The organism is Pseudomonas sp. 1912-s (assembly GCF_029269205.1).
Taxonomy (GTDB): Bacteria; Pseudomonadota; Gammaproteobacteria; order Pseudomonadales; family Pseudomonadaceae; genus Aquipseudomonas.
The window spans coordinates 98,226-110,822 of sequence record NZ_JARIXR010000016.1 but is presented as its reverse complement, the minus strand read 5'-3'; the positions used below and the strand labels follow the sequence as shown (position 1 = coordinate 110,822).

Sequence of the window (12,597 nt, the reverse complement as noted above, 5' to 3'; positions counted from 1 at the left end):
CTTGATCAAGGAGCGAACAAGTGGCAGAGATTCATCTGGACCCCGATGTGCTGACCGGCTTGCAGGAGGTCATGGAGGGCGAGTATCCGAAGCTGCTCGACACGTTTCTCGATGACTCGCAGAAGCGGGTAGAGGCGCTGCGCCGGGCGCGGGATGATGCCAAGGCGCTGGGGCGGATTGCCCATAGCTTCAAGGGGAGTAGCGGTAACCTTGGGGCCGTGCGGTTGGCTGAGCTTTGTCAGTTGCTTGAGGATCGATCGGCCAGGCCTGTGGTTGCGGATTTGGGGCAGTTGGTGGATGAGATTGACCATGAATTCGCGTTGGTAAGGCCGTTGTATGAGCATGAGCGGGAGCGGTTTGGGCTCTGACGCTGTTGGGGTGTATATCCATTCCTGCGGTAACGGCGGCTTATGGTTTCGCTCTTACAGCGACTCACTTTGGAAAAGCCCCAAAGTAAGCAAAGGGCTCTGCCCCGCCTGTCGGCACCTCGCCTAGGCTCGGTGTTCCCTCGCTCCGGCGATGCTCCGCGGGCCGCCGCGATGGGCCATCCTTGGCCCAGCGCGGCTAAACCGGCGTCCTGCCGGTTTACCCGCTCCGTACTACCTGCGTTCGGCCTCGGGCTGAATGGGGCAGTCAGAGCCAGATCAAGATCAAAAGCAAGAGCACAGCGGCCTACAGGCCGGCTTGAGTGGTAGAAGCCAGATCAAAAGCCAGAGCGAAAGCCAAATCTGAAACTGATGCAGCTCTGCTTTTCTGTGGGAGCTGGCTTGCCTGCGATGCAGACACCTCGGTTTTTCAGGTACACCCAGTTGATGCGATCGCAGGCAAGCCAGCTCCCACATTTGACCGTGCCCGCTGTAGCTTTTGATCTTGATGTTGCCTTTGCTCCACACCACTCAAGCCGGCCTGTAGGCCGCTGTGTTCTTGATCTGCTTTTGATCTTGATCTCGCTCTGACTGCCCCATTCAGCCCGAGGCCGAACGCAGGTAGTACGGAGCGGGTAAACCGGCAGGACGCCGGTTTAGCCGCGACGGGGCAGGGACGCCCCGTCGCGGCGGCCCGCGGAGTAGTACCGGAGTGAGGGCACACCGAGCCTAGGCGAGGTGCCGAGTGGTGGGGCAAGAGCCTTTTGGTTACTTTTGGGCTCCTTTCAAAAGTGACCCGCTGTAAGAGCGGAACCAATAGCGGCCCTAACCCAAACAACGGATATACACACCAAAACCAAAAGCTGGCCCAACTCTTGCTCTACCTCCTGTAACCGCACCCTCGACCCCTGTGCGGCGGAGACTCTTATATATGGCAATCACCCCGAATTCGCTCCTTCAGGCGGCCCCTGCGGCCAAGCCTCAAGCGCCCGCTGCCAATCCACCGGCAGTGGCTGCGGACCCGCGGGACAAGGCCCCGGGCTTCGCTCAGGTGTTCGCCAACCAGGCCTCCACGCCAGCGGCAAAACCCACCGACACCACGACCAGATCGACCCGCGACAAGCCTGCGGACAGCAACGCCAAGCCTGTCGCGAATAACGATAAGCCTGCCGCCGGCACCCCATCGGTTGCCGATAACGGCAAGACTTTGCCTGCCAAGTCCGACACCCCGGACACCACCGCCAAAACCGACGACGCGCCCCCGGCAGACGACCCGACCCTGGCCCAGCAACCCCCGGTTGACCCCACCGTCGACCCGGCGCTTGTGGCGGCGGTCGTCCCCGTTCCCGTTCCCGTTCCCGCAGCGCCGGCGCCCGTCGAAACGCCGGCACCGGCTGCAGCGAAAGACGACAAGGCCCAACCCGTCGTGGCACCTTCGGTGGCCGCGACCGACGACGCCAAGCCCGCCTTCGACCCCGAAGCCGATCCGCTGGACGCCATGCCCGCCGTGCGCCTGGCCATGGAGCAGGGCGGACACGTTTCCGCCAGCAGCCAAACCCCGGCAAAAACCGCCCCGGCCCCGACCCAGGATCAGCCGACCGCCGCGCAGAACTTCGCCACGGGCCTGGCCACTATGGTCGATCAGCAAGCGGCCAAGGACAGCACCGACCAGGGCGGCGACAAAGCCTTCACCGGCCTGATCGACAGCGGCCTCAAGGACCTGAAGGACGCCAGCAGCGACACCCGTGTCGATGACTTTGCCAACCGTCTCGCCGCGCTGACCCAGGCTGCCACGCCGAAAACCGCGAATGCCTTGCCGCCGGTCGCCAACGCGCCATTGGCCATGCACCAGAGCGGCTGGACGGATGAGGTGGTGAACCGGGTCATGTACCTGTCCAGTGCCAACCTCAAGTCGGCCGAAATCCAGTTGCAGCCTGCTGAACTGGGCCGCCTGGACATCAGCGTGAAAATGTCCGCCGACCAACAGGCGCAGGTCACCTTCATGAGCGGCCACGCGGTGGTGCGTGAAGCCCTGGAAAGCCAGTCGGGCCGCCTGCGGGAGATGTTCGCCCAGCAGGGTATGGGCCAGGTCGACGTCAACGTGTCCGACCAGTCCCGTGGCTGGCAGGGTCAACAGGGCCAGGACCAGCAACAACAGAACCAGGCCCGCGGCGTCAGTGGCAATGGCGGTCGGGGTGATGGGGCTGATGGCGGCGGTGTCGGTGAAGTGGCTGAAGTCGCAGCGCCGGTTGTGCAGTCCGTGATCGGCTCCAGTGCGGTGGACTACTACGCCTGATCTGAAGAGTGGCCTTATTTCCAGTTGGAATCGGGTCATGTGGGAGCTGGCTTGCCTGCGATAGCGGTGGGTCAGCAACCAAGATATCGCCTGGCAGGGCCTCATCGCAGGCAAGCCAGCTCCCACAGTTAATCGGCGTTGTGAGTAAGAGCACCTCACTCTTCCCGTTTGAACAGACAACTCTGGCATAACACTTGCTCTTGCCTTTCCCCAGAACTATGAATCCCCGAATAGTGACGGATTATTGGCATGGCGAAGAGCGACGACGTAGCAAAAGCACCCGCAGGCAAGGGCAAGCTCAAGCTTATCCTGCTGATTGTTCTAGGCTTGTTCCTGGCGATCGGCGTGTCCGTGGGGGCTACCTGGTACTTCATGCACAGTGCCGCAAGCAAACCGGCAGCGACAGCCGAGATCAACCCCAACGTCAAGCAACCGGCAATTTTCGAGCCGATGCTTCCGGCGTTTGTCGCCAACTTCAATCAGAACGGCCGCCAACGCTACCTGCAGGTGAGCATTACCCTGCTGGCGCGTAACCAGGCAGACCTGGATGCCCTCAAGGTGCACATGCCAGTGATCCGCAACAACCTGGTGATGCTGTTCTCTGCCCAGCCCTTCGACACCCTCGCCACCCCGGTGGGCCAGGAAATGCTGCGCCAGAAGGTCACTGCCAGCGTGCAGGAAGTGGCCCAGAAGGAAGTCGGCAAACCTGTGATCGAGCAGGTGCTCTTCACTAATTTCGTATTGCAGTAGGATCACGACATGGCCGTGCAGGACCTGCTGTCCCAGGATGAAATCGATGCGCTGCTCCATGGCGTCGACGATGGTCTGGTACAGACCGAAATGGCTGCCGAGCCCGGCAGCGTCAAAAGCTACGACCTGACCAGCCAGGATCGCATCGTCCGTGGACGCATGCCGACCCTGGAAATGATCAACGAACGGTTTGCCCGTTACACCCGCATCAGCATGTTCAACATGCTGCGCCGCTCGGCGGACGTGGCGGTGGGCGGTGTGCAGGTGATGAAGTTCGGTGAATACGTGCACTCGCTGTACGTGCCCACCAGCCTCAACCTGGTCAAGATCAAGCCGCTGCGCGGTACCGCGCTGTTTATCCTCGACGCCAAGCTGGTGTTCAAGCTGGTGGATAACTTCTTCGGCGGTGACGGCCGTCACGCCAAGATCGAAGGCCGTGAATTCACCCCGACTGAACTGCGCGTGGTGCGTATGGTGCTGGAACAGGCCTTCATCGACTTGAAGGAAGCCTGGCAGGCGATCATGGAAGTCAACTTCGAGTACATCAACTCGGAAGTGAACCCGGCCATGGCCAACATCGTCGGCCCCAGCGAAGCCATTGTGGTCTCCACCTTCCACATCGAACTCGATGGCGGTGGCGGCGACCTGCACGTGACCATGCCGTACTCGATGATCGAGCCTGTGCGCGAGATGCTCGATGCGGGCTTCCAGTCCGACCTCGACGACCAGGACGAACGCTGGGTCAAGGCCCTGCGCGAAGACCTGCTGGACGTCGACGTGCCCCTGAGCGCCACCGTGGCCCGTCGCCAGCTGCGTTTGCGGGATATTTTGCACATGCAGCCGGGGGACGTGATTCCCGTCGAACTGCCGGAAGAACTGATCATGCGCGCCAACGGCGTGCCGTCGTTCAAGGTCAAGCTCGGCTCTCACAAAGGCAACCTCGCGTTGCAAGTGATTGAGCCGATCAACCGTCGCTGATCCACACTAATTTCTGCTCCGCCGAGGACATGTAATGGCTACTGAACACGAAAACACTTCCGCCGAAGACCAGGCCCTGGCTGACGAGTGGGCGGCTGCCCTGGAAGAAACCGGCGACGTCGGCCAGGACGATATCGACGCTCTGTTGGCGGCCGATGCGGCCACCGCACCGGTGGGTAATCGCATTCCCATGGAAGAGTTCGGCAGCGTGCCGAAGAACAACGAGCCGGTAACCCTGGATGGTCCGAACCTGGACGTGATCCTCGATATCCCGGTGTCGATCTCCATGGAAGTCGGCAGCACCGAAATCAACATCCGCAACCTGCTGCAACTCAACCAGGGTTCGGTGATCGAGCTGGACCGCCTGGCCGGCGAGCCGCTGGACGTGCTGGTCAACGGCACACTGATCGCCCATGGCGAAGTGGTGGTGGTCAACGAGAAGTTCGGCATCCGCCTGACCGACGTGATCAGCCCGAGCGAACGCATCAAGAAGTTGCGTTGATATGAAGCGCTCATTGGTAGGACTGTTATCGACGCTGCCCTTGAGCGCAATGGCAGCAGAGCCGGTCGCCCAGGCGGCCGCGCCGGCGCTGGGCAGTGGCGTCGGCGGGCAATTGACGCAGTTGGTGCTGGGTTTGTTGCTGGTGGTGGGGCTGATCTTCGTGCTCGCCTGGGTGCTGCGCCGCGTACAACGCATTGGCCCGGGCAATGCGCAGGTCATCGAGCTGGTGGGTTCACGAGCCCTGGGCCCGCGGGACCGGCTGGTGCTGGTGCAAGTCGGTGACGAGCAGATTCTGCTGGGCATCACCCCTGGCCGTATCACCCCGTTGCACGTGCTCAAGACGCCTGTGGAAGTGGCCCAGACTCAAGCGGCCACGCCGGAATTCGCCCAGCGCCTCATGGAGTTGCTGGGCAAGGATCAGAAGGATAAGAAGTAATGCGCGTTTTATTGACGCTCATGCTGTTGCTGGCAGCGCCGCTGGCGTACGCGGCGGACCCGTTGTCGATCCCGGCGATCACCCTGGGCACCAACGCGGCGGGCGCGCAGGAGTATTCGGTCAGCCTGCAGATCCTGCTGATCATGACCGCGCTCAGCTTCATCCCCGCGTTCGTGATGCTGATGACCAGCTTCACCCGCATCATCATCGTGTTCTCGATCCTGCGTCAGGCCCTCGGCCTGCAACAGACGCCGTCGAACCAGATCCTGACCGGCATGGCGCTGTTCTTGACGCTGTTCATCATGGCGCCAGTGTTCGACAAGGTGAACCAGCAAGCCCTGCAACCGTACCTGGCAGAGAAAATGACCGCCCAGGATGCGATCGACAAGGCGCAAGGCCCGATCAAGGATTTCATGCTGTCCCAGACCCGTTCCAGCGACCTTGAGTTGTTCGTGCGGTTGTCCAAGCGTACCGACATCGCCAGCCCCGACATGGCGCCGCTGACCATCCTGGTGCCGGCGTTCGTGACCTCGGAGCTGAAGACTGCGTTCCAGATCGGCTTCATGATCTTCATCCCGTTCCTGATCATCGACCTCGTCGTGGCGAGTGTGCTGATGGCCATGGGGATGATGATGCTGTCGCCGTTGATCATTTCGTTGCCGTTCAAGATCATGCTGTTTGTGTTGGTGGACGGGTGGGCGCTGATTATCGGCACCCTGGCCGGCAGTTTCGGTGGGGTTTAGCGCATGACGCCAGAAGTAGCGGTCGACCTGTTTCGCGAAGCCCTGTGGCTGACCACCATGATGGTCGCCGTGCTCGTGGTGCCCAGCCTGTTGGTGGGTCTGCTGGTGGCGATGTTCCAGGCCGCGACCCAGATCAACGAACAGACCTTGAGCTTCCTGCCGCGCCTGCTGGTGATGCTGATCACCCTGATCGTCGCCGGCCCGTGGCTGGTGCAAACCTTCATGGAATACATCCTGCAGCTGTACGGCAGTATTCCGCAGTTGATCGGCTGACCCCGTGAATTCGATGCTGGCGTTGACCGACACCCAGATCAGCACCTGGGTGGCGTCGTTCATCCTGCCGCTGTTCCGGGTCACGGCCGTGCTGATGACCATGCCGGTGTTCGGCACCACCCTGGTACCACGGCGCATTCGCCTGTATTTCGCGGTGGCGATCACCGTGGTCATCGTTCCGGGCTTGCCGCCGATGCCGCCGGTGAATGCCCTGGACCTCAGTGCACTGATGCTGATCGCCGAGCAAATCATCATTGGCGCCTTGCTGGGCTTCTCCCTGACGCTGTTTTTCCAGGCCTTTGTGATCGCCGGGCAAATCATCTCGATTCAGATGGGCATGGGCTTTGCGTCCATGGTCGACCCCACCAACGGCGTGTCGGTGGCGGTGATCGGGCAGTTCCTGACGATGCTGGTGACCTTGCTGTTCCTGTCCATGAACGGCCACCTGGTGGTGTTCGAGGTGATGACTGAAAGCTTCACCACCTTGCCGGTGGGCAGCGGGCTGGTGGTCAATCATTTCTGGGAGTTGGTGGGTCGCCTCAGTTGGGTGCTCGGCGCCTCGTTGCTGCTGGTGTTGCCGGCGATCACCGCGCTGCTGGTGGTCAACATCGCCTTTGGCGTGATGACCCGGGCGGCGCCGCAATTGAACATCTTCTCCATCGGTTTCCCGTTGACCCTGGTGCTGGGCATGGGGATTTTCTGGGTCGGCATGGCTGACATTCTCAATCAGTATCAACCGCTGGCGACCGACGCCTTGCAGTTTTTACGTGACTTGGCGCGGGCGCGGTAAGCCATGGCCGAGAGCGAGAGTGGCCAGGACAAAACAGAAGACCCCACGGAGAAACGTAAAAAGGACTCCCGGGAAAAGGGCGAGATTGCCCGCTCCAAAGAGCTCAACACCCTGGCGATCATGCTCGCCGGTTCTGGCGGCCTGCTGATCTACGGCGGTGGCCTGGCCCTGGACCTGATGGAATTGATGCGCCTGAATTTCTCCCTGCCCCGTGACGTGCTGTTGAGTCCCGGCGCCATGGGCTTGTACCTGCTGCACTCGGGCAAGATCGCGATCCTCGCGGTGCAGCCGATCCTGATTACCTTGCTGCTGGCGGCACTGATCGGCCCGATCTCCCTCGGTGGCTGGCTGTTTGCTGCTGGCAGCATGGCGCCCAAATTCAGCCGGATGAACCCGGGCCCGGGGCTCAAGCGGATGTTTTCCACCAAGGCCCTGGTGGAGCTGCTCAAGGCCTTGGCCAAGTTCATCCTGATCCTGTTTGTGGCGTTGACCGTGTTGTCATCCGACATCGACGACCTGCTGCGCATCGCCCATGAGCCGATCGAGCTGGCGATCATCCACAGCGTGCAAGTGGTGGGCTGGAGCTCGCTATGGATGGCCTGCGGGCTGATCATCATTGCTGCGGTGGACGCGCCGATCCAGCTGTGGGAAAGCCACAAGAAGCTGCTGATGACCAAGCAGGAAGTGCGCGACGAGCACAAGGACCAGGAAGGTCGGCCCGAGGTCAAACAGCGGATTCGCCAACTGCAGCGCGAGATGTCCCAGCGCAAGATGATGGCTGCGGTGCCCGACGCCGACGTGGTCATCACCAACCCGACCCACTACGCCGTGGCGCTCAAATACGACCCGGAGAAGGGCGGGGCGCCGATGTTGCTGGCCAAGGGCAGCGACTTTACGGCGTTGAAAATCCGTGAAATTGCCGTGGCCAATGACATTTTGCTGCTGGAGTCGCCGGAGTTGGCGCGGTCGATCTTCTATTCCACCGACCTGGACCAGGAAATCCCGGCCGGGTTGTATCTGGCGGTGGCGCAGGTGTTGGCGTACGTGTACCAGATCCGCCAGTACCGCGCGGGCAAGGGCAAGCGTCCGGATCCGCTCAAAGACCTGCCGATTCCGCCGGATTTGCGTCGGGATTCCTGATTTTTTAGTGGCTGTGCCGGCCTCTTCGCGAGCAAGCCCGCTCCCACATTCGACCGTGTTTCTACCGGGTGTACACGGTCAAATGTGGGAGCGGGCTTGCTCGCGAAGGCGTCCGCCCAGGCAACAAAAATCTCCTGAGCGCCTTCCCGTCGTGATTCTTCCAGTTCAAAGGCAAAGTCGCAGGTCAGTGCATGGGCCGAAGCCAGTGTTTCGGTGAGGTTGACCAGCAGGTCTTCGGTACTGATGCCGTCGATGACGCTGAATAGCACGACGGGGGCGTTGTGGGGGGAGGAGTGGCTATCTTCGATAGCGCCTTTTTCGGCGTTGCGCAGGTTATGGGAAGTTGTTTTGGTCATGGTGACGCCGCGACGCCCGCCCGCTGCGTTTGCAGCGGTGCCCGAAGACTAGAGATCGACTTTGCCACCAGCAACCCGAAATACCTGTCGGACGTTTCGCCATCTCCCGCGAACGAGCTTGTGTGGCGAGGGAGCTTGCTCCCGCTGGGGTGCGAGGCGCCCCCAATCAAGCTATCGCGGTTATTCAGGCAAAACGCGTAAGCCGTTCTGGGGCTGCTGCGCAGCCCAACGGGAGCAAGCTCCCTCGCCACAGGTGATGTGTGTGCGGCGGTAGCCCTTCGCTGTCCGTGAGACCGATCTGCTTCCTCAAGCAAAAGTTGGAAGGCTTCTTGCAATACCGCCTCCAGGACGCCTCCCGGCGTCAAAAGTTTGCTTCAAGGAAACGAGGAATACCGGTGGATCGCTCTCAAATGCTCAGCACGGCCCGTGGCACCCTGACTGACCTCTCGCGAGGCAATCTGGGTGTGCCGTTGTTGTTGCTGGTGATGCTGGCAATGATGATGTTGCCGATGCCGCCGTTCCTGCTGGACGTGTTCTTCACCTTCAACATCGCGCTGTCGGTCGTCGTGTTGCTGGTGTGCGTGTACGCCCTGCGGCCACTGGATTTCGCGGTGTTCCCCACAATTCTGCTGATTGCGACCCTGTTGCGGCTGGCGCTCAACGTGGCCTCCACCCGGGTGGTGATGCTCCACGGCCAGGACGGCCACGCCGCCGCGGGCAAGGTGATCCAGGCCTTCGGTGAGGTGGTGATCGGCGGTAACTACGTGGTCGGTATCGTGGTGTTCGCGATTTTGATGATCATCAACTTCGTGGTGGTGACCAAGGGCGCCGGGCGGATTTCCGAGGTGAGCGCACGTTTCACCCTCGACGCGATGCCCGGCAAACAGATGGCCATCGACGCCGACCTCAACGCCGGCCTGATCGACCAGAACCAGGCCAAGTCCCGCCGTCTTGAAGTCGCCCAGGAAGCCGAGTTCTACGGTTCCATGGACGGTGCCAGTAAATTCGTGCGCGGTGACGCCATCGCCGGCCTGCTGATTCTGTTTATCAACCTGATCGGCGGCATGGCGGTCGGCATCTTCCAGCACGGCATGACCTTCGGCGACGCCGGCAAGGTTTACGCTCTGCTGACCATCGGTGACGGTTTAGTGGCGCAATTGCCATCACTGTTGTTATCTACAGCGGCAGCGATCATGGTGACCCGTGCTTCGGGCTCCGAAGACATGGGCAAGCAGATCAGCCGGCAAATGTTTGCCTCGCCCAAGGCGCTGGCGGTGGCGGCGGGCATCATGGCAATCATGGGGATCGTGCCGGGCATGCCCCATGTGTCGTTCCTGAGCATGGCGGCCATGGCTGCCGGCGGCGCCTACCTGTTCTGGAGAAAGCAAAACCAGATCAAAGTGATTGCCCAGCAGGAAGTGGCGCGCCAGCAGGAACTGCTGCCATCGCCGGCCCGCGCCCAGGAAACCAAGGAGTTGGGCTGGGATGACGTCACCCCGATCGACATGATCGGCCTGGAAGTCGGCTACCGCCTGATTCCCCTGGTGGACCGTAACCAGGGCGGCCAATTGCTGGCGCGGATCAAGGGCGTGCGCAAGAAGCTGTCCCAGGACCTGGGCTTCCTGATGCCCACCGTGCACATCCGCGACAACCTTGACCTGGCCCCCAGCGCCTACCGCCTGACCCTGATGGGGGTGATCCTGGCCGAAGCCGAGATCTACCCGGACCGTGAACTGGCGATCAACCCGGGCCAGGTGTTCGGCACCCTCAACGGGATTACCGCCAAAGATCCGGCTTTTGGCCTGGAAGCGGTATGGATCGAAATCAGCCAGCGCAGCCAGGCGCAGTCGCTGGGCTACACCGTGGTAGACGCCAGCACCGTGGTCGCCACCCACCTTAACCAGATTCTGTACAAGCACTCCCACGAGCTGATTGGCCACGAAGAAGTCCAGCAACTCTTGCAATTGCTGGCCAAGGCCTCGCCAAAACTCGCCGAAGAGCTGGTGCCGGGGGTGCTGTCTACCTCGCAACTGCTCAAGGTATTGCAAGCGCTGTTGGCCGAGCAGGTGCCGGTACGGGACATTCGCAGCATTGCCGAGGCCATCGCCAACAATGCCGCCAAGAGTCAAGATACTGCCGCCCTGGTGGCCGCAGTGCGCGTCGGATTGTCGCGTGCAATCGTCCAAAGCATTGTAGGGCTTGACTCCGAGCTGCCTGTTATCACCTTGGAACCAAGGTTGGAACAAATATTGCTCAATAGTATTCAGAAGGCTGGGCAGGGCGCTGATGAAGGCGTGTTGCTGGAGCCAAGCATGGCTGAGAAGCTGCAGCGTTCGTTGATCGAGGCCGCGCAGCGCCAGGAAATGGAAGGCCATCCGGTGATCCTGCTGGTGGCTGGCCCCGTCCGGGCGATGTTGTCGCGGTTTGGACGCCTGGCTATACCGAATTTGCACGTATTGGCTTACCAGGAAATTCCTGACAATAAGCAAGTGACTATCGTCGCGACAGTAGGGCCCAACGGCTGAGGTAGTGGGATATGCAAGTGAAGCGTTTTTTCGCCGCCGATATGCGTCAGGCCATGAAACTGGTGCGCGATGAGTTGGGCGCCGACGCTGCGATTATCGGTAACCGCCGTATTGCCGGCGGTGTCGAGCTGACGGCTGCCCTGGATTACAAGCCCTCGGCCCTGGCGCCGCGTGTGCCGAACATGGAGCTGGAAGACGAGCTGCGCAAGACTGCTTCGCGCATTGTCTCGGCCCAGGCCGAACTGAGCATGCGTGGCGACAGCGACACCACCACCAACCGCCAGCTGTTTGCCGGCCTGCCGCTGACGGCGTCCGAGCCTTTGGTAGAGCCGACCTTTGTCGAACCGCCGCGTCCTGCTGCGCCCGCCCCGGCGGCAGCGGTAGACCAGCGGGTATTCGACTCGATGCGTTTCGAGCTCAACGGCCTGCGTGAACTGCTGGAAGTGCAGTTGGGCTCGCTGGCCTGGAACCAGTTGCAGGGCAGCCAGCCGCAACAGGCCAACCTGTGGCGCCGTCTGCAACGCATTGGCCTGTCTGGCCCGCTGTCCCGCGACCTGCTGCAACTGACCACCCAGATTGAAGAACCCAAGCAGGCCTGGCGCATGCTCCTGGCCCACTTGGCGCGGATGATTGTTACCCCGGAAATCGAGCCCCTGGAAGAAGGCGGCGTGATTGCCATGGTCGGCCCTGCCGGCATGGGCAAGACCACTACCCTGGCCAAGCTGGCCGCACGTTACGTGCTCAAGTACGGCGCGCAGAACATCGCCCTGGTGAGCATGGACAGCTACCGCATTGGCGCCCAGGAACAGCTCAAGACCCTGGGCCGAATCCTCAATGTGCCGGTGACCCACGTCGACCCGGGCCAGTCCCTGGCCAACGCCCTCGACCCGCTGCTGCGCAAGCGCGTGGTGTTGATCGACACCGCCGGCCTGCAAGCCAGCGACCCGGCCTTGCGCATGCAACTGGAAAGCCTGGCCGGGCGCGGGATCAAATCCAGAAACTATTTGGTACTTGCCACGACCAGCCAGAAGCAGGTACTGACGGCTGCCTACCACAGCTATAAACGCTGCGGGCTGGCGGGCTGCATCCTGACTAAACTGGATGAAACAGCGAGCCTGGGCGAAGTGTTGAGTCTGGCTATCAGCCATGAATTGCCGGTTGCCTACCTGACCGACGGGCCGCGGATCCCGGATGATTTGCATCTGCCGCGCCGTCATCAGCTGGTCAGCCGGGCTGTCAGCGTGCAAATGCAGGAAGAACCGAGTGAGGAAGCGATGGCTGACATGTTCGCCGACCTCTACCACAGTCCGAACAAACGGGTCGGCTGAGGTCAACATGAACAGGCAACACAAAACGACAGTGCAATGTATCTACATCGATGGTCTGCCAGCAGTTCGCGCGGCCAAGTCATGTAGCCTGCGTCTAAGCAAGACAAGGTAAAGA

At 61.4% G+C, this 12,597-nt stretch carries 12 protein-coding genes and 1 pseudogene; 12 read left to right on the top strand and 1 reads right to left on the bottom strand.

What is annotated here, in order from left to right; genetic code table 11:
* Positions 1–20 precede the first annotated feature (20 nt).
* The 10 genes from P3C29_RS20130 (at position 21) to flhB (ending at position 8,273) form a co-directional block, all read left to right on the top strand.
* On the top strand, positions 21–368 hold the full coding sequence (locus tag P3C29_RS20130) for an Hpt domain-containing protein (RefSeq protein WP_201125026.1): 348 nt from the start codon (positions 21–23) through the stop codon (positions 366–368).
* Between the two features lie 928 nt (positions 369–1,296).
* The gene (locus tag P3C29_RS20125; protein WP_275965283.1) at positions 1,297–2,661 is read left to right on the top strand and encodes a flagellar hook-length control protein FliK; all 1,365 of its coding nucleotides are present in this window, start codon (positions 1,297–1,299) and stop codon (positions 2,659–2,661) included.
* A 249-nt stretch (positions 2,662–2,910) separates the two neighbouring features.
* On the top strand, positions 2,911–3,411 hold the full coding sequence (fliL, locus tag P3C29_RS20120; protein WP_169385958.1) for a flagellar basal body-associated protein FliL: 501 nt from the start codon (positions 2,911–2,913) through the stop codon (positions 3,409–3,411).
* A 9-nt stretch (positions 3,412–3,420) separates the two neighbouring features.
* Positions 3,421–4,389 carry a flagellar motor switch protein FliM gene (gene fliM / locus P3C29_RS20115; protein ID WP_010166091.1) on the top strand — a complete coding sequence of 323 codons (969 nt, stop codon included), beginning with the start codon at positions 3,421–3,423 and terminating at the stop codon, positions 4,387–4,389.
* A gap of 34 nt (positions 4,390–4,423) precedes the next feature.
* Positions 4,424–4,891, top strand: a complete 468-nt coding sequence (gene fliN, locus P3C29_RS20110) for a flagellar motor switch protein FliN (RefSeq protein WP_010166093.1) — start codon at positions 4,424–4,426, stop codon at positions 4,889–4,891.
* Between the two features lies 1 nt (position 4,892).
* The gene (gene fliO, locus P3C29_RS20105) at positions 4,893–5,327 is read left to right on the top strand and encodes a flagellar biosynthetic protein FliO (RefSeq protein ID WP_029615726.1); all 435 of its coding nucleotides are present in this window, start codon (positions 4,893–4,895) and stop codon (positions 5,325–5,327) included.
* Positions 5,327–6,070, top strand: a complete 744-nt coding sequence (fliP, locus tag P3C29_RS20100; RefSeq protein WP_003214554.1) for a flagellar type III secretion system pore protein FliP — start codon at positions 5,327–5,329, stop codon at positions 6,068–6,070. The genes fliO and fliP overlap by 1 nt, the downstream gene beginning before the upstream one ends.
* A gap of 3 nt (positions 6,071–6,073) precedes the next feature.
* Complete coding sequence (gene fliQ, locus P3C29_RS20095; RefSeq protein WP_003214552.1) at positions 6,074–6,343, top strand: flagellar biosynthesis protein FliQ; 270 nt, start codon at positions 6,074–6,076, stop codon at positions 6,341–6,343.
* A gap of 13 nt (positions 6,344–6,356) precedes the next feature.
* A complete protein-coding gene (gene fliR / locus P3C29_RS20090) occupies positions 6,357–7,133 on the top strand; it encodes a flagellar biosynthetic protein FliR (protein WP_275965295.1) in 777 nt (258 codons plus the stop codon).
* 3 nt (positions 7,134–7,136) lie between these two features.
* Positions 7,137–8,273 (top strand): flagellar biosynthesis protein FlhB, encoded by a 1,137-nt coding sequence (flhB, locus tag P3C29_RS20085; protein WP_063028108.1) that lies wholly within the window; start codon positions 7,137–7,139, stop codon positions 8,271–8,273.
* A gap of 137 nt (positions 8,274–8,410) precedes the next feature.
* Here flhB and P3C29_RS20080 read toward each other — a convergent pair.
* Positions 8,411–8,629: pseudogene (locus tag P3C29_RS20080) on the bottom strand (hypothetical protein); the annotation flags it as partial.
* Positions 8,630–9,024: 395 nt separating this feature from the next.
* Here P3C29_RS20080 and flhA point away from each other — a divergent pair.
* Positions 9,025–11,154 carry a flagellar biosynthesis protein FlhA gene (gene flhA, locus P3C29_RS20075; RefSeq protein ID WP_201125024.1) on the top strand — a complete coding sequence of 710 codons (2,130 nt, stop codon included), beginning with the start codon at positions 9,025–9,027 and terminating at the stop codon, positions 11,152–11,154.
* An 11-nt stretch (positions 11,155–11,165) separates the two neighbouring features.
* Complete coding sequence (gene flhF, locus P3C29_RS20070; protein ID WP_169385956.1) at positions 11,166–12,482, top strand: flagellar biosynthesis protein FlhF; 1,317 nt, start codon at positions 11,166–11,168, stop codon at positions 12,480–12,482.
* The last annotated feature ends 115 nt before the right edge of the window (positions 12,483–12,597 follow it).